The organism is Methylocella sp. CPCC 101449, from assembly GCF_031921685.1.
In the GTDB taxonomy this organism is placed as follows: Bacteria; Pseudomonadota; Alphaproteobacteria; order Rhizobiales; family Beijerinckiaceae; genus Terripilifer.
Map to the genome: position 1 here is coordinate 582,576 of NZ_JAPDHU010000004.1, position 21,797 is coordinate 604,372.

At 58.4% G+C, this 21,797-nt stretch carries 25 protein-coding genes; 1 reads left to right on the forward strand and 24 read right to left on the reverse strand.

Features of this window, described 5'->3' with window-relative positions; translation table 11 throughout:
- Positions 1 to 263: 263 nt before the first annotated feature.
- The 22 genes from OIM99_RS27435 to OIM99_RS27535 form a co-directional block, all read right to left on the reverse strand.
- Positions 264 to 497: a hypothetical protein gene (locus OIM99_RS27435; RefSeq protein WP_311853702.1), complete on the reverse strand. Its 234-nt coding sequence runs from the start codon at positions 495 to 497 to the stop codon at positions 264 to 266.
- Entirely contained in the window at positions 494 to 703 is a 210-nt protein-coding gene (locus tag OIM99_RS27440) for a hypothetical protein (RefSeq protein WP_311853703.1), read from the reverse strand. Before OIM99_RS27440 ends, OIM99_RS27435 begins: the two co-directional genes overlap by 4 nt.
- Positions 700 to 924 carry a hypothetical protein gene (locus OIM99_RS27445; protein ID WP_311853704.1) on the reverse strand — a complete coding sequence of 75 codons (225 nt, stop codon included), beginning with the start codon at positions 922 to 924 and terminating at the stop codon, positions 700 to 702. Before OIM99_RS27445 ends, OIM99_RS27440 begins: the two co-directional genes overlap by 4 nt.
- Before the next feature lie 10 nt (positions 925 to 934).
- Positions 935 to 1,288: a hypothetical protein gene (locus tag OIM99_RS27450; RefSeq protein WP_311853705.1), complete on the reverse strand. Its 354-nt coding sequence runs from the start codon at positions 1,286 to 1,288 to the stop codon at positions 935 to 937.
- A gap of 18 nt (positions 1,289 to 1,306) precedes the next feature.
- Complete coding sequence (locus OIM99_RS27455; protein WP_311853706.1) at positions 1,307 to 1,678, reverse strand: hypothetical protein; 372 nt, start codon at positions 1,676 to 1,678, stop codon at positions 1,307 to 1,309.
- A 169-nt stretch (positions 1,679 to 1,847) separates the two neighbouring features.
- Positions 1,848 to 7,118: an LPD38 domain-containing protein gene (locus OIM99_RS27460; RefSeq protein WP_311853707.1), complete on the reverse strand. Its 5,271-nt coding sequence runs from the start codon at positions 7,116 to 7,118 to the stop codon at positions 1,848 to 1,850.
- Positions 7,118 to 9,325 (reverse strand): phage tail tip lysozyme, encoded by a 2,208-nt coding sequence (locus OIM99_RS27465; protein ID WP_311853708.1) that lies wholly within the window; start codon positions 9,323 to 9,325, stop codon positions 7,118 to 7,120. Before OIM99_RS27465 ends, OIM99_RS27460 begins: the two co-directional genes overlap by 1 nt.
- A 98-nt stretch (positions 9,326 to 9,423) precedes the next feature.
- A complete protein-coding gene (locus OIM99_RS27470; RefSeq protein WP_311853709.1) occupies positions 9,424 to 10,020 on the reverse strand; it encodes a hypothetical protein in 597 nt (198 codons plus the stop codon).
- A gap of 3 nt (positions 10,021 to 10,023) precedes the next feature.
- Entirely contained in the window at positions 10,024 to 10,605 is a 582-nt protein-coding gene (locus tag OIM99_RS27475) for a hypothetical protein (RefSeq protein WP_311853710.1), read from the reverse strand.
- Positions 10,606 to 10,610: 5 nt separating this feature from the next.
- Positions 10,611 to 11,159: a hypothetical protein gene (locus tag OIM99_RS27480; RefSeq protein WP_311853711.1), complete on the reverse strand. Its 549-nt coding sequence runs from the start codon at positions 11,157 to 11,159 to the stop codon at positions 10,611 to 10,613.
- Entirely contained in the window at positions 11,152 to 11,436 is a 285-nt protein-coding gene (locus OIM99_RS27485) for a hypothetical protein (protein WP_311853712.1), read from the reverse strand. Before OIM99_RS27485 ends, OIM99_RS27480 begins: the two co-directional genes overlap by 8 nt.
- Positions 11,433 to 11,624 carry a ribbon-helix-helix protein, CopG family gene (locus OIM99_RS27910; RefSeq protein WP_409371576.1) on the reverse strand — a complete coding sequence of 64 codons (192 nt, stop codon included), beginning with the start codon at positions 11,622 to 11,624 and terminating at the stop codon, positions 11,433 to 11,435. The genes OIM99_RS27485 and OIM99_RS27910 overlap by 4 nt, the downstream gene beginning before the upstream one ends.
- A 2-nt stretch (positions 11,625 to 11,626) precedes the next feature.
- Positions 11,627 to 12,058: a hypothetical protein gene (locus OIM99_RS27490; protein WP_311853713.1), complete on the reverse strand. Its 432-nt coding sequence runs from the start codon at positions 12,056 to 12,058 to the stop codon at positions 11,627 to 11,629.
- A 638-nt stretch (positions 12,059 to 12,696) separates the two neighbouring features.
- Entirely contained in the window at positions 12,697 to 13,356 is a 660-nt protein-coding gene (locus tag OIM99_RS27495; protein WP_311853714.1) for a terminase small subunit, read from the reverse strand.
- A 14-nt stretch (positions 13,357 to 13,370) separates the two neighbouring features.
- Positions 13,371 to 13,619: a hypothetical protein gene (locus OIM99_RS27500; protein WP_311853715.1), complete on the reverse strand. Its 249-nt coding sequence runs from the start codon at positions 13,617 to 13,619 to the stop codon at positions 13,371 to 13,373.
- A complete protein-coding gene (locus tag OIM99_RS27505) occupies positions 13,616 to 13,924 on the reverse strand; it encodes a hypothetical protein (RefSeq protein WP_311853716.1) in 309 nt (102 codons plus the stop codon). Before OIM99_RS27505 ends, OIM99_RS27500 begins: the two co-directional genes overlap by 4 nt.
- Before the next feature lie 556 nt (positions 13,925 to 14,480).
- Positions 14,481 to 16,031: a DUF3987 domain-containing protein gene (locus tag OIM99_RS27510; protein ID WP_311853717.1), complete on the reverse strand. Its 1,551-nt coding sequence runs from the start codon at positions 16,029 to 16,031 to the stop codon at positions 14,481 to 14,483.
- 1 nt (position 16,032) lies between these two features.
- A complete protein-coding gene (locus tag OIM99_RS27515) occupies positions 16,033 to 16,599 on the reverse strand; it encodes a hypothetical protein (protein WP_311853718.1) in 567 nt (188 codons plus the stop codon).
- Positions 16,592 to 16,816, reverse strand: coding sequence for a hypothetical protein (locus tag OIM99_RS27520; RefSeq protein WP_311853719.1), 225 nt, complete (start codon positions 16,814 to 16,816; stop codon positions 16,592 to 16,594). Before OIM99_RS27520 ends, OIM99_RS27515 begins: the two co-directional genes overlap by 8 nt.
- Before the next feature lie 132 nt (positions 16,817 to 16,948).
- Complete coding sequence (locus tag OIM99_RS27525; protein ID WP_311853720.1) at positions 16,949 to 17,203, reverse strand: hypothetical protein; 255 nt, start codon at positions 17,201 to 17,203, stop codon at positions 16,949 to 16,951.
- Between the two features lie 183 nt (positions 17,204 to 17,386).
- Positions 17,387 to 18,136, reverse strand: coding sequence for a hypothetical protein (locus OIM99_RS27530; RefSeq protein WP_311853721.1), 750 nt, complete (start codon positions 18,134 to 18,136; stop codon positions 17,387 to 17,389).
- Entirely contained in the window at positions 18,133 to 19,365 is a 1,233-nt protein-coding gene (locus tag OIM99_RS27535; RefSeq protein WP_311853722.1) for a phage integrase central domain-containing protein, read from the reverse strand. The genes OIM99_RS27530 and OIM99_RS27535 overlap by 4 nt, the downstream gene beginning before the upstream one ends.
- Positions 19,366 to 19,964: 599 nt before the next feature.
- On the opposite strand from OIM99_RS27535, the gene OIM99_RS27540 reads away from it, so the two are divergent.
- Positions 19,965 to 20,132: a hypothetical protein gene (locus OIM99_RS27540; RefSeq protein WP_311853723.1), complete on the forward strand. Its 168-nt coding sequence runs from the start codon at positions 19,965 to 19,967 to the stop codon at positions 20,130 to 20,132.
- Positions 20,133 to 20,153: 21 nt separating this feature from the next.
- Here the strand turns inward: OIM99_RS27540 and OIM99_RS27545 are convergent, their stop codons facing one another.
- Positions 20,154 to 20,501, reverse strand: coding sequence for a zinc ribbon domain-containing protein (locus tag OIM99_RS27545; RefSeq protein ID WP_311853724.1), 348 nt, complete (start codon positions 20,499 to 20,501; stop codon positions 20,154 to 20,156).
- A 65-nt stretch (positions 20,502 to 20,566) separates the two neighbouring features.
- Positions 20,567 to 21,796 carry a formamidase gene (gene fmdA / locus OIM99_RS27550; RefSeq protein ID WP_311853725.1) on the reverse strand — a complete coding sequence of 410 codons (1,230 nt, stop codon included), beginning with the start codon at positions 21,794 to 21,796 and terminating at the stop codon, positions 20,567 to 20,569.
- Position 21,797 lies beyond the last annotated feature (1 nt).

Sequence of the window (21,797 nt, forward strand, 5' to 3'; positions counted from 1 at the left end):
GTTTACTATGCCATAACCAACGGCGTCATTTGCGGCAGGGCAAAGAATTGCTTCACTTTTGAGGCTAACCCGGTCTGGTTTTCATTGTTAATTGGTATTTGGTCCGTGATTTCCGTAAGTATCTTTGGCTTCCTTTCGGTCATGGTTTGGCTATACCGAGGCAGGCTTTTTAGCGAAGATGTTCTTCCCGTTAGAGCGCCTATAGATGGTGCCGTTCGACGCGATGTAAATGAGCGTTGATATCTCTGCCGTTTAGAGTCCGCTCATTCTGGCGGCCCACTGTCATAGTTGTTGCGGATCAGCGCGTCGTAATCTCCCTGAACAGCACATTGCGCAATTTCGAGCGATTGGTTGAGCGCGCACAGTCCGACATATGCCGGGGTGTGTAGCGGCATTTGGGACATCCAGATGCGGACGTGCTGTTGAAATTCTTTGCTGGTGGCAAGCATGCGCTGGGCGTCGGCTTCACCAAAGCGGCGTTTGGTCCGTTGGGTCATGTTCGTTTCCTCCTTATTGCGTCCATGTCGCGGCCATAGCCGCTGCCGAGGGCTCGCTCGATTTCCAAGAGGAGCTTGCGCACCTCTTCCGGCGCGAACAGAAGCCGCTCCGGTGTTGGGCCGCCGATGTTGAGGGCGATCAGATCATTCTCACGCTCAACCGAAAACTCGCGCCGTGGTGGTTCTGGATCGGCACGCTCGGTCACGGCAGCAATTCCCCTACGGCGCGCACCGGCTGCACTCGCTTTCGCAGCAGCTCTTTCCCCTCGACATTCTGAATGCTGATCTCGTCGGCGATGTCAGGGCGCGAGCGATGCATGGCAAGGATCAGCGCGCATTGGGGGTCGCGCGCTTCGACGGTGCCTAATTCAATCGGCCGGCCGGACCAGCAAAATTCAATAACGAAACGTGGCAATTTGGTTTTCATCGATGGCATCTCAGGGTGTTGCTTTTCGGGTTCTTCGTGCTGGGACTTCTTCGGGCTTGTCGGTCTTGCCGCCCTTGATCAGGCGCAGTTTGGCGTGGCCTGGCGGTAGATCAGGTGGCGTTGGCGGGCCCCGCAGATCGGGCAGATACGCGTGGCAGGCACGATGCCGGCGGCCATATCGGCCACGGCGGCGCTCGTCGTGATAGCCGCAATCCTCGGTCAGCAGCTCCAACACGCTTTGCATGTGGATCTCGGGACCAAACTTATGTGCGAGCCGCGCAAGTCGATACTGGCCTTCACGGCCGCAGGAATTGCACCGCAGCCGCACGATCACGAACGGATAGTTCGACAGCTTGTCCGACATTGCCGAGGCGGGTGGTCATCAGTTCTTGTAGTTCTGAAGCAGCACCGTGCCGGCCTTTTCGGCCACATGGTCCGAGACGATATATTGCGTCCAACCATAGGAAGGATCGCGGATCGCGATGGCTTTCTGTCCGCACGATTCCTCATAGCCGACCACCATGTTGGCCTCACGGATCGCGCGCATTGGCTTCGTGAGGTCGACCCGCTCGGGCACCTCATCGTTCAGGCGGGCGCGGGCGTCGCCGCATAGCTCAATCAGGTGATCGAGTTGAGCGGCGGTCATGGGGATACCCAAGATGGCCTCGCCTTCGACAACCATTCCCAGAATGGCGCCGTTTCGATCTGGCGTGGCCTCGACGGTGAATTCAACGGGAAGCGTAGACTCGCCCATAGTCTCTACTCTCATGCTCTCGATACGATCCCCGAAAAGATGAGAACATTAGGAGAACAAAAGAGTCAATGGGGCCCCTTCCTGTCGGCCTCCTCGTCAGACAGAATTGCTAGAAAATCCAGGGAGATAAAAAATTCTCCGTTGCCGGGACGATGGCCCTTGGATTAATTCACCTGGGTTTCGCACCCTCGATCTCCAGTCGCCGCCTTGGCGCGCGCTTACTGATCCGCTGTGCCTCGAATTCAAAGCCCTCGCTGGAGACATCGGCGCGCAGATCGCCGATGATCGCTGAACTGCCGTCACCGTTGAGGCGACTACGGGTTTCCGGCCAGGCGCGCTGAACGGCATCGAACTTATAGACCTTGCCTTGCGCATACCGCTGCGCGATTTCCTCGGCGACCTCGGGCGAGATTGAACGAATGACTTCGAACTGCTGGTCGACCGGGGGTAGGGGGCGATTGGCATAACCCTTGTTATCGAGAACAGTCAGCGTGCGCTGCATCTCCATGACGGCCAATGTCTTGATCTGATCAATCAACTGACCGCGCACGTCAGGGGCAATGGTCATGCGATCGCCCGTCAGCTTTTGCGTCTGCCGGTTGAACCGCAGGTCACCGGCCAGACCTGTCAGGATGCGAGCTGCCTCTCCGCCACGAACGGCCGGATGCAATCGGCGGTCATCGGCGGTGAATGACTGGCGTCCGGTATCAGGATTGATGGCGCTCGACAGAGTGACGAAGGCGCGCTCATTCGTGTTCAGGGTGTTCAAATAGTTCTTAGCCTCCTGATCCCTGAACCTGGCCACAAGCGCCTCGTAATGGGTCTTGGCGCCAGCATATTCGCCGGTCTGCATGGCAGCCACGTCCCAGAACTTCCGGGTCGTATCGCGGGCGGTCATTTCCGATTTCACGAAGCGTCGGGCGGCCACCGTGTCCTCCCAGCCAGGCGTTGCGGCTTCGTCGATCTTGCTTTCGACCATTTTGGATGCCGCCATGAGATCGCGGCCATAAAGCCCGAACATAGATCCCGCGATGTGGTCGACCTGGAGGGGAGAGATCACGCCCTTCTCCGAGAAAGCGCCGGCCGTGGCATTGACACCGCGGGCAATGGCCTTGGCGATCGGCGAGGTCTGATCCATATATTGCTCGTTCTTCGGAATGTTCTTCATCGGCTGGGGAACGATATCGCGGCCCGTGAAGGCATTTCGGTTGAGCGCAAGCTCATAGGCGGTTTTGACGCCCGGAACGCCCATCAGCATCCGAGCTGGATTGAACGGCTGGAGAAGCTGCTCGCTCAAAGCCTCGGTCAGGCGATCGACGGCGCGTGGATCGTTCTGGACGAAGCGAGCATAGGCTTCCTCGCCGAGATTGAAGCCGAGCCCAACTTCGAACGGTTTCGGGACAACGGCGACCTTGCCGGCGCCGAGAGGCAGGACCAGATGCGTGGCCTTCAATGTGGCGTCGGCATCCCGGTAGGCATCGCGGTCGCCGAACATCCACGCCCATAAGAAGCCCATGGCTTGATAGACGACGCCAGCTTTGATCCAAGCAAGCGCGGCATTTCGCAGGGCTTGCTGATCCTGCACGGTGTTGATGTCACCGGTCGCTGCCCGTAATAGCGGGGCGACCATGGTGCGGGATGCCTTATCAAGGCCAACGATCGAAGCGCGGAAGAACGGTACCAACCGGGTCCAGACATTCATCTTGGAGCCATGACGGCTAAAATCCATCGTGTCGGTTGCTTCCCATGCGGCGGCGATCAGAGCCTCAGCTGGCGAACGGCCGGCGGCCAACTCCCGGCTATAGACCCGATCATAGACGCCGATACGGGTGCCCGTTTCGGTGACGCCGGCCAGCTCAAGCGCGCCGTGAAAGGAAGTCAGGCGGTTAACCAAATAGCCTTTCTTCGCCAGCGCCTGGATGTCACCCTCGATGATCTTGTCGACCGAACCGACTGCTGCGCCGGGAGTGACGCCGCCGGCCGCCGCATAGAGCAGGGCGGCATCGGACTGAGCGACCTCCTTCACTGTGCCGCGTAGACCATCCAGGAACGGGATGAAATCCGGACGCATGACAAAGACGGTGCCCTGGTCGCGGATGTAGTTCGTCGCCACGAATACGGGGTTGGATACGACGCCGCTGCGCAGTAGCTGAGATCCGGCGCCGATCACATTGACGATCAGGTCGCTCGCCACATTCGGCAGTTGGGCAAAGCTCTCATAGAGGGCAAGACCCTCCTTGGAATCTGCGAAACGGACCGCCTTGAGTTCGCCGCCCTCCCGATAAAACAGGATCGGCTCGCCACGCTTGCCGGCAATTTCTGGCCGATAGATGGTCGCCATCAGGGGATCATCGCCGAATACGTCGGTGAGTGCCCCGGTCAGCACTTCCATGTCGTCGGGATCGACGCCATGTTTCTTGCCGGCGGCGCGCAGGCCTTCGGCAACGTCGAAAGTCTTGCCCTTCATTTCCTTGGAAGGAACGCGCTCAACCCATCGGCCGGCGGCCGGACCGGCCTGATCGGCGAGGCGAACCACGGCGCGGATGGCGTCATTATGAGCAATGGTTCGGTTGACCAGGAACGTCTGCGTCATCAACCCCTGAATGGGTGAGATGATATCTCGATCACTACCGCGCATGCGCTTGATCGTGTCGACTACGCCCGGTCCGTCGCGACCGCTGCGCTTACCGACGCCCGAACCGCCTCCGGCTTGGGGTTTGTCGGTCATGTCGCGGAACAGCGGGACATAAAACGGTTCCGCTGCCAGCTTGTCGAATAAGTCTTTGGTGATTTGTCCGGATTCGTACTGCTTCGTGAGCATGGCGCGGGTGTAGGAATGGACGCCCACGGCGGCCTCTGCCCATGTCGGATTGGCAGCCTCAGCCGCCGCGATATGCGCCTCAAGATCGGCGCGAGACATTGCCATGGGGCGATTGGACAGGGTGCCGGCATCATATTTATCGTAGAGGACGATGCCGCGTTTCGCGACGAGATAGTCCTCGAAGGCTTTGACCTTGGCATCATCCCATTTTCCGAAGCGAGGATCGCCAACAGCGGTGCTGATCGCCGAATAGAGCGACGGTCCAATTTCGAGGGAGCCGTAAGCCCGAACGCCATGCTGCATGTCGAAGGCCGCGCCCTGATGCGCGCGCTCCGCCAGGCGCAGCAGGATATCGGGGTTATCCGCATGCTTCAGGTCCATGACCTTGCCAGTCTGTTCCTTGATGGCACGGGTCATCATACGGACCATGTTGGTCACAGGCGATTTATCGTCGACCGTAGCCCGGTAGGCCGCTGAGAGACCAAGGCGTACGGTTTCCGCTAAGCCCTCTTCATGGATCGATTTGCCGATGCCATCGGTTTCCTGCCGGATAACCATGGCGTCGAGCTTTTCGCCGGTCGGCGCATTCACCCATGTCTGATAGGCCAATTGCGCCGTGTCGAGCTTTTGGAGCAATTCGGGCTGCTTGATCGCCATGAAATCGCGGAAGTCGCGATAGAAGTTCGGCGCCATATGCTTCGCGGCAGCCGGGCCCGTCAGATACAGGCGCGTGAATTCGGCAAAGCCTTCTGAAGGGCGCATCTGGCTGGGATCATAGTCCAAGCGGCCGAGTTCGGTGGCATGCCGCTGGATCAGCGCTGACATATCCGCACCGATCTTCTGTTCAAGAAAGTGACCGCTTTCATGGGCGACGGTTTCGAAGTCGGCGACATTGCGAACGCGGGCGACGCCCTGCTTCATGTCATATTGGCCGAGGGCGGATGACTTGGCGAGGCGGCCTTGGCGCAAGGGATGATCGAGGGCATCGGCCAGATCGAACGCCTGCTGCTGGAGCGAACGGACAGCGGCATCGATCGGCCGCTCTCCGGGCACGGCGGCGGATTCCGGCCGCGCGGGCGGGTTGTTGAACTGAATGCCGGACTTGCCTGCCTCACGGAACTGCAAACCTGGACGAGGTGCGGCAGGTGGAGGGGCGTTCATCAAGGTCGCCAAGCGTTCCATCTGCCCCGTTACAACCTCGACACCATCCGCCGATTTGCCGTAGCGGCTGAAACGTTCCTCAAAAGCATCCTTCAGCAGTGTCATGGCATCGCCGCCACGGGCTTCTTCGGACTGAATGGCCTGACGGATGACGGCGATGGAATTCCGTTCCGTTACTGTCATAGCTTTGGGCTCGATATTGTTGGGGAGGCTGCGAACCTCAGACGCTATGACGCTCACTGCCCCCTCACGTGAGGTCGTGGCCTCGTCCAGCTTGCCCGCGAGCTCGTTCCAACCTTTCGGATCCGCCGTATCGGATTCTCCGACACCATAAAGACGGTCGCGATCGGCTGGAGACAGGCGGTCCTCTATCTTGCCGATGCGCTGCTCAATCTGGGCTGCCTTTTTATCGTCTGCGCTGTTGGCTGCTCGATCCATCTGCCGTTGCAGCTTACGCCATTCATCAGCTTCGGGACCAAGAATTTGGGTTTCGGTATCGCGTGCCGATGTCCCGACTTCTTTGCCGATTGCGCGGGCGCGGTCCGGGGTAAGCTCACCACGAGCTGCTAGTTCTAGCGCATCGGGTAGGGCAGGAGATGCAGGGCGAGCAGCGGGTTGAGGCTCGGCAGGTAAGGGCGTAACTGCCGGGACGTTCTCCGCCTGCGGTGGTATCATTGCATCGCCGGGACGCCGGGCCAGCGGATCCTCGATGAAAACGGATTGAGGGGCCGGGTCGGTTGGGGCAGGAGCGCCGGGACGAAACCGTTCTCGGACGGCACGGGCTGCGGCCGGAACCGCAGCAAGTCCGCCGCCGATGGCTCCGCCGACGATTGGCGCGAGAGCCGTTTGAACGGGATCGTAATGATCGCGGATGCCGCCAGCGATATTGAGGCCTTGGGCGATCGGATCGGTCGCGGTGTTGACGGCCGCGTTGGTGATCGCAGCCTCGGCAATATGCGATGCCGTCGTGGCGCCAGTTCCGATAAAGCGACCGAGGCCCGGAATTCGGGTGATGATTGCTTCGGGCGAGGTCATGCCGCCGGCAAGCTGGCCGGCGAGAGCTACAGCATTTTCCATGATGCCCGAGGCCGCTGGCATGGCTTCATACCGAGCGAGTTCGCCGCGGAGCTCCGCATTGCGCTCGGTGAGGCTCTGGATCGGTACGCCGCGCTCATCACGGCGGAAAGCGGCCCGGGAGCGAGCTTGTGCCTGGAGAGGGGTTTCTCCTTCCATCGGCGTCGGGTCAGAGTTGCGATAGGCCTCTGCCTCTTCCTGCGACTGGCGAGCTAGATCAGGAGCGTTTCGCTCGACATAGGCAGATGCCGCTTGGCCGGCGGCGCCGAAGAGCGTTCCACCAACGCGAGAGGAGAGGGCATTACCGCTGAAGCGCTCGCCTAAGGTGGGGGCAGCCGGTTCCTCAGCATCAAATTTGTCAAATGGGTTGGGAAGATCGTCCATTACTGTCCTTCTGGAAGACGGATGCCCGAGCCGCGCATCTGGCCTTCGGGCTTAGATTGGAGCAGTTCACCCAAGCCCAGCTTCTCGATGACGCGGGCGGCCGTGCCCTGGCCGTATTCCTTACGGCCATATTTCCGCATGAAGTCGGCAGCCAGAGCCGGGTTTTCCTGCAACTTGCTGATCGCGCCTGCCGGGATTTGCTTGGCTTGAGGCTCCTGCGGCGCTGGCGCTGCCTGATCCTGTAAGGGCGAATAGACTGGCGTGCCGGAAGGCAGGACCGGATTCGAGGCAACATTGCTGGCAGCCTTTTCGGCGGCGGCGCTGGCCTGACTCTCTTCTAAAGCTTGCTCTTCCTGTCGGGTGGGCTTTTGACCGAGGCCGATCTTGCGAAGCATCGCTCCGGCGAGTTCTGCCGATTGCTTATCGAGGTCGGCCGACATGATCGCGCTAGCGAAGGCTCGGGGCGCATATTCGCCGAAAAGCTGATCGAACTGCTGGGCTACCTTGCGCAGTTCCTGAGCCTGCATATTGGCAGGCGCATTGAGAACGGGCGCAAACAGGCTCTTTGCCTCCGCGACGGTAACGGGAGACTGGTTTGCATCGGAAATCCCCAGCTGCCGCTGCGCATCGAGCCGAGCCCGAACGAGCGGAACAATGGTGGAGGCATCGTTCCAATCAGCTGATTGCGCGGCTTGCTGGACGGCAGGGAAGGATGACACGGCGTCCGCCGGATCATCCTGACGCTTTTTGATGACTTCTTGAGCGCGTTTTTGCGCCCAATCATAATATTGTTGCTGCCGGACATAGCCATCGCTGCCGGGCGTCGGCGCCAAGGTGGCGACGCGACTGGCGATTTCGCCATTCGGGATCAAGGCGAAGTCATTGGTTTGTGCATAGGTGCGCGTGGCAAGGCGGCGCTCCTCCCGGAAATCTGCCTCAGCCTGCGGTCCATATGATGCCGAAACGCGATCAGGCGTCAGGCTATCGAGCGGCTTACCGGTGGCTAGGATGCTGGCATTGTCATCGGCCATGAGGCCTTTGACTGCCGTTGCTTCTGTCTTCCGGTTGAAGTCATTCTGACGTTCACGCTGGAGAATCTCAGTCTCAGCACGATCTGCGATATCCTGGCGCTGGGCTTCCGAAAGCACGCTTCCGAAAAACTTGCTGTCCTCTTTCGTGGATGTGCCGCCGCCAGCGTAATAGGCCTTTGCCGCCCGAAGGCGATTGAGGCCGTTGGAGGCTGTGTTCAGGCCACCTTCCCAGCCTTTCGGTCGTTCGAAGCTGAGGAAGGCTGTGGTCGCTTCGTCGATCGATTTGGCATTGCGAAGTTTGTCGCCAGCCGAGCTTTCAGAGGTCCGCAACTCGTGGTCGATGAACTCCAGCTGAGTTTCAAGGTCGTTGACAGGCTTTCCGCGCGCCGCTGCGAAGGCTTTGAAGGCTCTGGCTCTCCCTGCATTCCATTGTGCAACGCCGATGGAATCGCTGCCGTCGGCACCATCGCCCTTGTTCGTTGCGCCAGGATTGAAGGTTGACTCCACATAGAGGTGCCCGGCGATGGCCGCCGCCTGTTCGGGTGACCACCCCTTGGCCTTAAAGAAGTCGACAATCTGACCGCCCGTCTTGTTCACGTCGACGGGTCGAACAGCTTCTAGCCGCTGCTCCGGCGTCATGGCCTTGAGCAGATTGACTGCTGAGCCTTCCGCCCATTTCTTCCTGAGATCACGTGCGTTGACAGGATCCAGATAGCCAGCCTTTTCCTGGCCGGCGAAGATGGCCGCTCCGGCCTGATAAATCTGCTGGCGCTGTTCGTCCGTCGTGGCGCGCTGAAGATCGTCAGATAGATGATCGAGACGGTCTTGGTCGGCTGCCATGGCCGTGCTGCGACCTATCTTCCAAACGCGATCATCTGCCGAAGCCTTTGCTTTCGCCATGACAGGTGAGTAATCGACCATAAAGCGAGAGCGCTGTCCCTCGTTTGAAATATTCTGGCCAGCTGCCGCGATCGATCGGTCAAAATCTCCCCGCAGACGCTCGATCGTTTTCGGATCGTTCGTCTTGGATAGTTCCTCCTCATACCGGATTTGGGCACTAGCTGCGTCCGCTTTTGCACGAGCGCCCTGCAGGTCCTCCGTCTGCTTGTTCTGGGTTCTGGCCATATAGCCGAGACCAGTGCCAAGATTGGAAATGCCTTGGCCAAAGGATTCCATGCCTCGGGCAACAGAGGTTGTGTCAACGCTCGAAACGGGTCGATCGGAATTGCCGCTTGGTAGACCGCCAAGGTCTTCTGCAGTAGGAAGCCGCGGCATTAGATCGTGTATCCTGAGCGAGCGTTCCAATCCCAATCGTCATCGTTACCAGTTCCGCCCTTCTTTCCAGGCCACAGATCGCCACCATACTTCGCAGCCATAGATCCAAAGCCAGAAGCCAGCGTTCCTGCCGCTTTCCAGTATGATCCCTTCTGCGCCGCCTGACCGGAGACATGCGCGGCACTCGCTGCATCTTCCAAGCCGCGCGCGCGGTTTTCGCCTTGGTACAACGACATCAGTTCTTGGTATTTTCCACGGCCGGCGATGTCTTCGCCGAGCCGGATTACGTCAGGATCCGTCGCTCCTGCACCGGAAGCGGCGGCTCGGGCTTGAAGCGTCGACCCCGCCAGATCTGTTTTTCTCTGAAACTCCATTGCTTGTCGCTGAGAAGCCGCACGCGACTCCTGCGCCTGCTGGGCTAGCTGACGAGCTTTGTAATCCGCGTCGCTCGCAGCCTGATTTCCGGCCGCAATCGTGCTTGCTGCGCCGATGCCGGTTCCAACTGCCGACAGGGCAAGTGCAGCCGGCAGCATCAACGGAGCATGCGCTGCGCCGGAATAATCCAGATGCCAAAGTGCAGGGGTACGATGCAGCATCGTCTATGCAGCCTCCTCGGTGTCATCCCCCTCAATTGGAAAGAAATCGGCCAACGTCATTTCGTGTCTGATCCAGAGATCGGAGCGTGCTAGCTGCGGTAGGTCGAAAGCCGTCATAGATAATGAGCTAGTCCCGAGCCGCCGGCAGAGATCTGGGACCAATCCATCCAGTTTGCGACGGAGGTCCAGAAACGCGGCCTTATCACCGGGCCGCAATGGTCCGCTATTCGGCAGAATATTGAACTCGGTCCAGCGGTCTCTATGGAGTTCGCCTTCTCGACAAAGAACGACCGTATCGCGCGCGCACGTGCTATCGGGATCAAACGTCGAGAAGTCGACCACCTCGCGGACGAGGGTGAAGCTGACCGGCAATACGAGCTGGGGTAAAAGCTGGTTGAATATCTCGCGAAGGCCAGCCGGCGGATCAAACGTCCAGGTACTACCAGAATGACGGCGCGCAACCTGCCACTGATCCTGATCAGAAAGGGGGCTCACCACGATTTCCAAAGTCGGATATGCGATCTCTTGTCGAGCCGCCGCTGCGTCGGGGGTAGCCGTCGACTTGCTGGTAGAGGTTTTTGCCATGAGAGTTAGTTCTCCAGCACGCCGGTTGAGAAGAAGTCGCTGAGCGCTAGATCATGCCTGATCCAAAGATCGGCACGGGCGAGAAGAGGCAGATCGAACGCGGTGCGTCGCGGATCGGGGCAGGTAGGTGCGTACATGTTGGGAAGCATCGATCGAAGCTTGCCTTTGAGGTCGAAAAACGTCGATCCGGTAGCAGGCCGGACCGGGCCTCTATCGGGCGTGAGGCAGAACTCAACCCAAAGGCGGCGGTTTTCACCGCCTTCCTTGCACAGCACATAGGTCAGCCGATGGCTTGGGATTTCCGGATCGAAAGTTTCTATGTCGAGCGGCTGGCGAACGAGCGACAAGCTCTCGACATGCGCAAGGTCTTTGATCCGTACATCTAGCGCTTTTTCAAGCGATGCCGCTGGATCGAACATCCACTGTTTGCCGTTCCTGACGCGAGTCGCGACTTGCCAGAGATCGGAATCCGGAAGGGGAGAGATGAGCATCTGCTCGATGGCATTCCACTTTCGGGAGGATGGCGATTGAGTGAGGTCGACGGCGTTAAGCAATATAGCGATCCCCTTCGGTCGATACTTCTCCCTCGATAGCAGCCGGTTCTTCCTCCTCCGCCGACTGGCGGGCCGCTAGCATTTCGTGGATGAGCGAGAACAGTTCGCCTCGCGCATCGGGCGGCGTTACGCTGGTTACCAAGTCTAGCTGACGGATGAAACGATTGGTCGTGCCCATCGTCCAGGCTGCCTGGTCCAATGCGATGGCGAGGCAGGCGATAGCCGCTGCCGTTTCATGACGCAGCTTCTTGATGGAGTCAGGAGCAGGGGATGTCATTGGCTTATGGTTTCCTTCCGTTGGCTTCGTCCGCGGCGACGGTCGCAAGCGCTATCGGTCCGCAGGTATGTCCTGGCAGCACGACGAACGAGAACCGAGATAGGTTCCCGCTCTTCGGCTGCCTTGGCCTGCAAGGCTCGTAGCAATTCGCCATCGCAGCGGATCTGGAGAGTTTCATCGAGGCGCACGACTAGGCCGCCGCTGCCTGGATTTTCTCGAAGTCCTTGGCTTCAGCTCGGGCCGCTTCCTCCGTCAAACCTTCCTTCATGACCTTGCCATCGGCCTTGCGCATGACGGTCCACTTGGAATGTGGGCCACGATACTTGGCCTCGTATTTCGAATAGTCGCCATCGGCCTTGGCGCCAGAGAGGTCATAGCGATGGAGGACGATGACGTTGGCGAATGCGGGCCCGCTGCTGGTCACCATGAGGTCGACACGTAGCGGGCGATCCTCGAAGAACACGCGAATTTCGCTGAACTGCGAAAGCTGACGAGCCATGTGGCTCCAGTAGACGGGATCGAGAATATCCTCCTCCGAGGTGCCAGCTTCCGGCACAACGAAGTAGGTCAGCTGCTTATGTTCCGCAAAGCTGGCGCGGTTTGGATGAATAGGATTGGCCATGGGGGCTCCGAACGAGATTGTCGACACCCATGAATCTAAGTTCAAGGCCAATAATTATCAAATAAATCAATATGATATATGTCGTTCCGTGTCTGGTCATGTCCAGACATCAGTCATAACGTTGTGGATACAATGTCGCGACAGATCGCCGGCAGCTTGGGTAACGAATAGCCGTGGAGGGATTCCCTGACGCTTCCCATCCGTCCGCCTGAAAGCTCAATCAAACATTCGACAATGAAAAAAGCCAATCTAAACTGAGCTGTTTCAACTGGCCGTTGACGCCAGGGCTTCTGATTGCTGATCAGATGGTATCTTAAAGGGCGGTACGCTCTGGAGCTGCTGGGGGAATATCTCTCGCCAAACGGATGCCGGCGTTTCTGCTCTGCCGCGCTTAGCGGACACTTGAGGAGCGGCCGTGGCTGGCTGGGCATCCCAATGATGCGCCAACTGCTGGAGCTCTGTATCTTCCGGCGTTGGAGGCCGCTGTAGGCGACGTTGCGCCGGCCGATAATGCGGCTATCCCAAGCGCCAGAACCATCCTGCTATCCATGCTCACCACCTCAACTCACTGTTGAGAATCGAAAAAGGTGGAATTTGAGCATCGTTGCACACCACCTTCACTGAGCGCAATTTTGCGCTCAACGCTGTTCCTTTGCCTCGTCACTGCCCGCCAAGGCCTCTGAAGCCCGAAGACCATCTGAAAGGAGGAATGCGAAGCGCCGGGCAAAATCGCGCTTCTCCGGAAGGGACATGTTGGACCAGCCGACGGCCTCGATAGGGCCACCATCCTTGCCGGTCAGCTCATGCTTTTCGATGAACATGCCGCGATATTTGGCGAGAGAGTTCAGGGCCGCCATCTTATCGTGCATCTTGATCTTGATACCCGTCTGGGTCAGCGACACTTCGGAAACCGCAGCAGCCGTATTCTCGTCGATCGTTTCGCTCGGAACCAGCTCTACGGGATAGATGCGCAACCCGTTCGGATCGGCATTGTCCGAGGTTTGGTCGACAGGGCTTTTGCCCCACTGAACGGCCTTTCGGATATCGGAGAAAGCGATCTTGGAAAGTTCGGCTGCGATGCGTTCGGCGGTGGCGCCGGCAGCTTGAGCGGCCACCTCCAACAGCTCCGCTATCCTTAACTTCACCTTAACGTCACTTAACAACCGAGAGGCGGCCGCGTCGACAACGGTATCGGCTCCGGCCTCGTAGCCGGCGCTCTTATAAGCCTCCCGCTGAGAGGCGCCTTTGGCGATGGCTTGAGCAAAAAGCTCGTGCCGGGGATTGTCTAAAACAGGCATTCGATTTCCTTTTCTTACGCTGTTCCCTGAGGCGGGCGCTGCTGCATTTCGTAACGGAGGAGGGCGTTCACTCCGTCCTGAAGGTACTCCATGGCGTTGAGGCCGGCCTGGAGGGCATTGTCGGGGTCTTCGATGGAGAGGATCAGGGCCGTCCGGAGCTGGCTGCTCGCCTCCAGGAAGGCTGAGCGCGCGAGATTCACGTCCGGGCTTTTGTGATCCGGCTCGTAGAGGTGCTTGAGGGATAGGGCTTCCAGATCGCTCATGGTGCATTTCCCTCGATCAGGTCCAGAACGGCCCCGGCGATTCCAGCTGCTGTCCCGTCAGCCTCGCGGGTCACCGCCTCTCGGATGGCTTGAGCTGGGACGCCATGCTGAAAGGCAATCGACAATGCCACGGCAGCATCTCGGGCGTCGGCGCCGAGGGGGCTGGTCGCCTTGGAGCAGTCGATAAAGACTTCGGACACGCGGCCATCTGGATAACGGGATAGGCCGACGACATAGGCCAAGCCACGGAATTCGAAGTCAATGAGTTCTGATGAGCGGCGGTTGGGGAGGCGGGCGCGATTCATTGGCTGTCCCTCAGGGGCCGATAGAAGGACGTGGACCCATTGCCAAGACGCGCCTGCTTGGCGTCCATGGCAAATATGTGATGACCGTCCATCAGGAATGCCAGACCAAGACGGTCGATACGCGACCATGGTTGGGACGGATCGGAGCCGAAAAAATCATCAGGGCTCCAACCGAGAGAGGCCGCGATATCCGACCACTCCGAGCAGAGCAGGGGACCATCTCGGAGGAATGCCCGCCAACGATGAGGGGGCATGTCCTGGAACGGGCCCTTACTGGCCACATCATGAAAGGCGGCGACAAATGACGGATTTCCAGTGGGAGCTATGACCGGTGGTCGCACGCTTTTGGCACTAATGGCACTATTGGCACGCGATGTAGAGTTGCCGTTTGGTGCACTTTGGGGCTCCAGTCCATGTCCGCCTACTGTGCCAATAGTGCCATTAGTGCCGATAGACGGGCCTTCTGGCACTAATGACACTATTGGCACACTGCGGAGAGAATCCGGTTCCGGGTGTGCAGCCTCAACCGAGGCGAGTGCAAGCGTGAGCCATTTGCTCATTGCTTCCCTCCGAAGACAGTCGGGTTGACGATGAAGTTTTTGGCGCGTTTGCCATATGTGCCGCCGGCGCGGGAGAACGCCTCCCGGATCAAGCCGCCCTCAACCAGCACGTCGCATGCCGCATCCATCGCTGCTGGTTCGCGTAGGCTTCCACCAACGGTCCGACGCACTTCGCGGGCATTGAACCGGTGCAGGCCCTCGGCTCGGATATGCTTGGCCAGGGTCATGGCAAGCCTATCGCCTTTGGGAATTGCGGCGTCCCCGAAGGCCCGCTGCGCCATCGGAAGGAAATAGCCGTCGATTAAACCCGCTGCGCTTTTTACCGCCATTTCCGAGATGCAGGTTGGTTCAGCCTTTTCCGAGGATGCCGACCAGATCAGATATTCGAGAACAGCCGAAAGGCGCAGGCAATGTCCACGGGCCTTGCCGATGGCGCCGGCAAAGGGACCGGTGGCGTTTTCGGCCCGAGCCTGCATGTCCTGCGCAAATATCTCCAGAGCAGCTTCCGCCGCGTTGGAAAGCGGAACGATACGAGGCTGCACGTGGCCATCCTGGTCCACATTCATAGCCAGGGATGCTAGTCGACCGAACGCGGCCTGAGCGCCTGAATTGTTGGCGTGGTCGCGCGACAGGCGAAAGGAGGGGATGGCGTCCGGCCACAGCCAGAGGAACCGGCTGACAAGTCCATCGTCGGGTGTATCGAGTACATCCGTCAGTTTGTCGGGCTGGATGCCCCCGACGATGCCGATGCTGAGATGGGAAATGCGAATGGGCTCAGGTGAACGACGCCGGTCAATGACGTAGCTCCGTCCGCCGTAGCTCTCCAAGGCAAAGGCCCGATCCGATCCGCCGCCGCCGTAGCGATCGAACGCGCCAAACCATCCTGAAAGCTCGTCGCGAACGAGCAGCAGACCACGCGGCAACCCAGCGGCGAGAACACCAAGGCTTTCCGTCGTGGCATCGGCAACGCGAACACGGGGTCGCAATGGTTCATCAGGATCTTCGGCATCGTCGGGCATGGGCGGCGGCGGAATGTTCCCTTTCCGGGCCTCCGAAACTTCTTTCTCCCAAATCTCTCGACTGGCCCGCGCCACCTGCTTTTTCAGTTCGTATTCGCGCTTGTCGAGATCGAAACCCGCCGCAAGCAGTTCTTCGGCGTATTGGAGCAGATCATAAGAAGCGTCGATCGCGGGACTTTTGCCAGAAGACGGACTGCCGACGACAGCAAGCCACAGACAGGGCGGCTCCTTCCATTCGGCACCGGCAGAGGGCCAGCGGACATTGCCGAGTAAGGCCGCGACGTTGGCGAGGAGACCGGCCGCAACATAGTCGACTGGGGCTGACACATTTACGGCAGCCTGCTGGGCCCATGTCGACCAGAACGATCCGAGCAGCTTCACGGGGAAGGGCTGAGCGGGCCGGCGGCCGTTACCCAAGAGAGACATATCGGGATCAGGCCACCGATCTCTGCCCGGCAGTTGCTGACTGGAGAGGCCGTTGAACGGATGGATTTCATCATGGGGAGGGGGATCGTTGTAAAAAGCCATATCAGGCGGCTTCCTTCCGGGAAGGTTGAATGTTGATGTGAGGGGTGAGAGAGGCGAAGGCGCGCCGCAGATGGCGAGCCTGCTGCCTGGAATGAACCGCGAGGGCTCCAGCGTCACGAAGTGCGATGGCGGCACCAGCCATGTCGATAACAAGTACGCCGTGTCGCTCGGCCTTGAGCCAATCGGCAGGATCCGAAAAGACGGGCAGGGGCTCCCCGAGTCGCGGAGCGAAAATGTTCTGCAATCCGGCCATCGGGACATGGCGCCGCCATGCTGCGATGACATGTTCCTTGGGCCGCCATGCGACGACGTCGACGACTTCGCCACTTTCATCACGCGCTGGCAGGACAAAGGCCGACGCGGCGGCCGTGTCCGGTAATTCAGATGCGAAGGAGAAAGAGCCACCGTCGTCATCGAACACGACAAGGGCACGACTCAAGAGAAAGCCGCACTCTTCCGGATCATGAGCAATAGATGCGGTGCTGATGCCCTGTGCTCGCAACCAGTCCAGATCGGACTGACGCAGAGGAGAGGTGTTTGCCCAGAAGGCTACCATGATCTCATTCATGGGCGGCCTCCAAAGTCTTGACGATAATCTTTACAGCGTCATCAGGTGCGGGAAAGTTCGGCGTCCATTCGCGATGCGCGTAGCCCGCGTGCTCAGCAAGCAAGCGTACCGTAGCGAGACCCATCTGCGGGTAGCGGCTGAAGAGCCAATTTTCAAAGCTACCGCCACGAGGAGTGACCCGGTGGCCGATATGAGAAATATGCGACTTCTGCTTCACATTTAAACCCTCATGGTTGAGGGCCGGCGTTTCGATGTTGCGCCTTATCGAACAATCACCTACAACAGCGTTGTCAGACAGCTTTTGCAGACGATTTTTCGGCCAGCGCTCTTATCGAGCTGCTGGCCGTTTCTATTTTTTCTTCCCGGACGCGCTACCAGAATGGCTGTTGGTCCAATCAACCAGGCCACCAAATTTCCAATACTTCCTGCGGCCGATGGTGATCGGTGGCGGCACGACGCCAGAAGCGGATAGGCGGTCTAAATGACGCTCAGAGATGCCTAAAAATTCGGAGGTACGCGCCTTGCTCAATAGACGATTGTGCTCGAAAGTCGAAGCGCCGTCGACTGCTTGACCTCCTTCCTTATACTCAATTGCCATATGCATTCCGCGCTCCATTCTTTTGCTCGAAAACACCGCCGAGGCCCTCGGCAAATATGTCGAGACCTGTCTCGACATTTCATGAGACAGAGAATGATGCTGGGGGAACGCGAACAAAAGAAACGCGATCACGCTTATAATGGGCGATAAATAGACGATAAATTCTATTTAACGCTTTGCCGAAAACATTTAGCGCTTTCCCCAGGGGCTGGCGCGCCCTTTATAATGTCGGGTAATGGCGTCTATGACGGACTTTGTTTTCCCCGGTACATGCGTCAGTCCATTGTCCGCCGCCCATATAAGCAATGCATCGGCTTGCTGGGTAAGTGTCTTCTCTATCTGGCCGGACTGCACCCTGCTGTCGAGCTCAGCCAACATCTCACGCATGGCCGAAGGGCGCCCGGCTACACGGGGGAGATCGTCATTCTCCGGCGGCGGCGGCACATTTTGGGGCTCTGTATCAATGCGGTAGCCTGCCAGATGAGCTTCGAAGCTCGTGGCAGCGATAAGTATGTCGCCCGAGAGACAGCGATTTCCATCGATATATTCGAGATGACCGCTGTCTATTGAATCCACGGCTGAGGACGGTCGCCAAACTTCAGCAGGAAGCTTGCGGGACACCTTGCCCGTTTTGAGCAGCAAAAAGGCCTTTAAGATATCTTGTACCAGAAGCGATCGAATTTCCCTTCGTTCGGCTTCGTAGGAACGATCATAATCACCGTAGATATAGTTCACCGCGCCTGGGAACAGGTCGGAGCCGTTTTCGACGCCTCTCAAGACTTCGTCCATCCGCTCGCCATAGTCCGGATCAGCCCATGTGATGCCACCGGGATAATGTAGAGGCCCAGTGGTGGATGGGCGTTTCTTCGTCTTGAACGCGCGTAGGCGCTCTACAGCATCTTGCAACGACAGGTAGCCGTGCGGCGCGATGACTGTCATTCTGCCGCCTCCGCAGCAGCGGGCGGCGTCACAAGAGCCGTCACATGATCGGCCCAAGCCTGGAGCGCTTCCCGCTTTTCTTTGTCGTAACGAGAATAATTGTATGTGCCGGCCACGCCTGCTCGATGGCCGGATACGTGGTTCAATATCTCCTCAACCACGTGCGGCAAGATGCCGATGTTGTTCATTCCGGTTGATACGGATCGGCGAATATCATGGATGCGCCACGAGGCCATCTTGAAACCGGCTTTCTTTATCCGTTTGTCTAAAGCTTCCTTTGCATTCGAAAAGCCGGAAAATCCGCCCTCTCCATAGCCGAACACAAAATCTCTATTGTCTCTGATCGGTTGCTTATCGATGATGTTCTGTGCTGCGGCGGGCAAAGGCAGCGATAGCGGCAAGGCGTTTTTCGTTCGGTGTCCAGGAACCACCCACGAACCGCTGGCGGATATCTCGCTCCTGCCCATGCAGGCGACCTCATCACGTCGCGACGCAAGAAGTATTAAGAGCTTCACAATCGAACCGAAATGATCGTCGCCAGAATACCGCCAGATCAGCACCAACTCATTGTCAGAAAGAACACGATCGCGCTTCTGTTCTTTTGTCGCCTTGTTGGAGCCGGCGACTGGATTGCCGTTCGCCAAACCCTCTCCGATGGCCCAGCTGTATAGCGAATGGAGAGAGGCTCGAGCTCGGTTTGCGGTGTAACCGCCTTTTTCATCCGCAATCGTACGAATCCGAGCGGCGACGTGGGCCAGCTTGATCTCATTGATTTCGGATTGCTTCAGCGGCGCCCATAGGGTCTTTAAGTGATACTCCAATGCCGCCGCCGACGATTTTCGGAGATCCTTGCTAACAGCAGCAATGTATTTTTTAGCAACGATCTCCAGCGTCACCAATTTCTTGGCGGCATCAAGCTTATCTTTCTGCTTTTCGGCTTGAGGATCGACGCCGAGCCTCACCTGTGCCCGCGCCGTATCGGCTAGATCGTAGGCGGGGCCAAACGTATCAGCGAGATTTTCGCCCGCATCAACGGACAGAAGGATATACCGACGTTGTTTCCCTCTAAACCTGTACTGATAGATCCAGGTTCTACTAACAGCCGGCCGGCGGCCACTTCCCGCCCTCAAGCGCAGGCCAAACCCAGAGAAGCCATCATCGAAATAGATCACCTCCGTCTTACCTGGCGGCAGCGCCAATCTGGAAACAGTTGCCTTGGTGAACTTCATCGTCGATCGCTGTTATGTTTAAGCAGGGAAGCAATGGGGAAGCATGAGTCTGTCTTATTATGTCACGAACCGTCCGGACAAGTCAGAGGGTACCCATGCAATATCAAGGGAAAAGCTGTGATTAAATCGGACCTGTCTAGCCCTGGCTAAATTGAGCATCTGACTTTTAATCAGAGGGTCATGGGTTCGAGTCCCATCGCGCTCACCACTTAAAGTGGTTATTTTATTAGAGAAAGTGGCTGGATCCTGGAGGCGCGGGGCCGCTAGAACGCGCGTGGTGACCAAATGGTGATCAGCAGATAGGGGTCTGTGGGGACATGCAATATCCGCCAGAGGAGCGTCTCAATGACGCTGCTGAGGAGAGGCGCGCTGTGAGGCGTCCACCGAGTGTGTTGGGTCGTCCCCTTCGTCGTCAATCAAGGTTCGTGGTGGGCGAGCAGCTTTTCGAGAAGCGAGTCGCTGTACAGCGCGACCACAGATGAGGGTCCTTATCCACTTCGAGAAGGCTTCGATGATAGGCTCCCACGGCATTATTATACTCGCCGGCAAGAGCGGATGCGTGCTCGTCGCGACGCCATGTGCAACTAGCTGATAGCTTGTTGAATTTCAGCATTCTGTTGCCCGACGAGAAGGTGGAATTCATCCTCCGATCCGTTCTCGAACTGGCGTGCGGCGCATCGAACTATGTGCCGATGTATGCCTGCGACACGCGGCGCGCGATCTTCTCTCCGAAAGAGGATACGTCGCTCGTCAGTCTGGCTTCCTAAGCGAGCGGCGCCTGATAGGCTTCAGTGGCTGATCATCCAGGGTCGTTCTGATGGGAAAGATTTGCCGCCATCGGCCCTGAAAACAGCCTTTGATTGACGTTGCCCGCTGCAGCAGGCGCAGCCGGCTCGATGTTTCTTGCCGGCCGTTTCCGAGTGACCAGAGAGCTTTGGCTCGTGGCGGCTTCGTTCGTTGGTGGCGAAGGCGCCCCGTCTCGCAGCATCCATTCCGAGCACTTGGGGCGCGGTCAGAATCGCACGTTCGGAAGCAACACCGCAGGACGGACAATCGCAGGGGTCGGCCGACAACACCATGGGACGTATCTCGGTGAAGGAACCGCATTGGGTGCACAGATATTCATAAACCGGCATGGTATTTGACCTGATGGTTGTCGATCGGTGGAACGCTCCGCATGGGAGCGTTCCATTTTTGGGGTTCACTTATCTAGTGAGAGAGGCACGTCGATCGAGCCGTCGAGGAATTTGGTCGGGCCGGCGGCCGACGGCTTGATATCGAAATCGAAGATTTCGGTTGGCAGCCATAAGGTGGCGCAGGCATTGGGAATGTCGACGACGCCCGAGATATGTCCTTGCACCGGTGCGGTGCCGAGAATCGCATAGGCCTGTGCCTTCGTGTAACCGAACTTGGTGAGATATTCGATGGCGTTGAGGCAGGCTTGGCGATAAGCAACATGCACGTCGAGATAGTGCTGCTTGCCCCACTCATCGACGGAAATGCCTTCGAAAATCAGGTAATCGCGATAGTTGGGCGTGATCGGGCTCGGCTTGAAGAGCGGGTTCTTGATGCCGTATTTCGCGACACCATCCTTAATCACGTCGACTTTCAGATGCAGCCAGCCTGCCATTTCGATGGCGCCACAGAAGGTGATTTCGCCATCGCCCTGGCTGAAGTGCAGATCGCCCATCGAAAGTCCGCCGCCTTCCACATAGACGGGGAAATAGATCTTCGAACCGCGCGACAGATCCTTGATGTCGCAATTGCCGCCATGTTCGCGAGGCGGTACGGTACGCGCGCCCGTGGCTGCTGCCTTGTCGCGCGCCTCGCCTTTCAAGCGGCCCATATGGGCGGTGGGCGCGAAGGGCGGGTTGGCCAAAGGTGGCACGCGGGTTGGATTGGTGGCGATGAAATCGATTTCGCGTTCATTCCATGTATCGAGCAGCTTGTGATCGGGCAGGCAGCCGATCAAGCCCGGATGGATCAGGCCCGCGAAGTTTACGCCCGGCACATGGCGCGATTTGGTGAACATGCCTTGAAAGTCCCAGATCGATTTCTGGGCGAGGGGGAAGTGATCGGTGAGGAAGCCGCCGCCATTCTTCTTGGAAAAGAAGCCATTGAAACCCCATTGATTGTTCGGCATTGCGCCGACGTCGAGCAGGTCGACGACGAGAAGATCGCCAGGCTCGGCCCCCTTCACACCAATCGGGCCGGATAGAAAATGAACGATCGACAGATCGATGTCGCGAACGTCATCGGCGGAGTTGTTGTTTTTGATGAAGCCGCCAGTCCAATCGTAGGTCTCGATGATAAAGTCATCGCCGGGCTTGACCCAGGCTACCATCGGAATGTCCGGGTGCCAGCGGTTGTGGATCATATCGTTCTCATAGGGCGACTGAGTGAGATCGACCTTGACGATGGTATCGGGCATA

Coding starts and splice junctions, on each gene's coding strand:
- OIM99_RS27455 (WP_311853706.1), bottom strand. CDS start 1,678: ATGGGCGAGTCTACGCTTCCCGTTGAATTCACCGTCGAGGCCACGCCA.
- OIM99_RS27460 (WP_311853707.1), bottom strand. CDS start 7,118: ATGGACGATCTTCCCAACCCATTTGACAAATTTGATGCTGAGGAACCG.
- OIM99_RS27435 (WP_311853702.1), bottom strand. CDS start 497: ATGACCCAACGGACCAAACGCCGCTTTGGTGAAGCCGACGCCCAGCGC.
- OIM99_RS27515 (WP_311853718.1), bottom strand. CDS start 16,599: ATGAATGAGATCATGGTAGCCTTCTGGGCAAACACCTCTCCTCTGCGT.
- OIM99_RS27450 (WP_311853705.1), bottom strand. CDS start 1,288: ATGTCGGACAAGCTGTCGAACTATCCGTTCGTGATCGTGCGGCTGCGG.
- OIM99_RS27470 (WP_311853709.1), bottom strand. CDS start 10,020: ATGCTGCATCGTACCCCTGCACTTTGGCATCTGGATTATTCCGGCGCA.
- OIM99_RS27545 (WP_311853724.1), bottom strand. CDS start 20,501: ATGCCGGTTTATGAATATCTGTGCACCCAATGCGGTTCCTTCACCGAG.
- OIM99_RS27465 (WP_311853708.1), bottom strand. CDS start 9,325: ATGGAATCCTTTGGCCAAGGCATTTCCAATCTTGGCACTGGTCTCGGC.
- OIM99_RS27530 (WP_311853721.1), bottom strand. CDS start 18,136: ATGACAGTCATCGCGCCGCACGGCTACCTGTCGTTGCAAGATGCTGTA.
- OIM99_RS27525 (WP_311853720.1), bottom strand. CDS start 17,203: ATGCATATGGCAATTGAGTATAAGGAAGGAGGTCAAGCAGTCGACGGC.
- OIM99_RS27505 (WP_311853716.1), bottom strand. CDS start 13,924: ATGAATCGCGCCCGCCTCCCCAACCGCCGCTCATCAGAACTCATTGAC.
- OIM99_RS27490 (WP_311853713.1), bottom strand. CDS start 12,058: ATGGCCAATCCTATTCATCCAAACCGCGCCAGCTTTGCGGAACATAAG.
- OIM99_RS27510 (WP_311853717.1), bottom strand. CDS start 16,031: ATGGCTTTTTACAACGATCCCCCTCCCCATGATGAAATCCATCCGTTC.
- OIM99_RS27495 (WP_311853714.1), bottom strand. CDS start 13,356: ATGCCTGTTTTAGACAATCCCCGGCACGAGCTTTTTGCTCAAGCCATC.
- OIM99_RS27500 (WP_311853715.1), bottom strand. CDS start 13,619: ATGAGCGATCTGGAAGCCCTATCCCTCAAGCACCTCTACGAGCCGGAT.
- OIM99_RS27475 (WP_311853710.1), bottom strand. CDS start 10,605: ATGGCAAAAACCTCTACCAGCAAGTCGACGGCTACCCCCGACGCAGCG.
- OIM99_RS27485 (WP_311853712.1), bottom strand. CDS start 11,436: ATGACATCCCCTGCTCCTGACTCCATCAAGAAGCTGCGTCATGAAACG.
- fmdA (WP_311853725.1), bottom strand. CDS start 21,796: ATGCCCGATACCATCGTCAAGGTCGATCTCACTCAGTCGCCCTATGAG.
- OIM99_RS27445 (WP_311853704.1), bottom strand. CDS start 924: ATGAAAACCAAATTGCCACGTTTCGTTATTGAATTTTGCTGGTCCGGC.
- OIM99_RS27535 (WP_311853722.1), bottom strand. CDS start 19,365: ATGAAGTTCACCAAGGCAACTGTTTCCAGATTGGCGCTGCCGCCAGGT.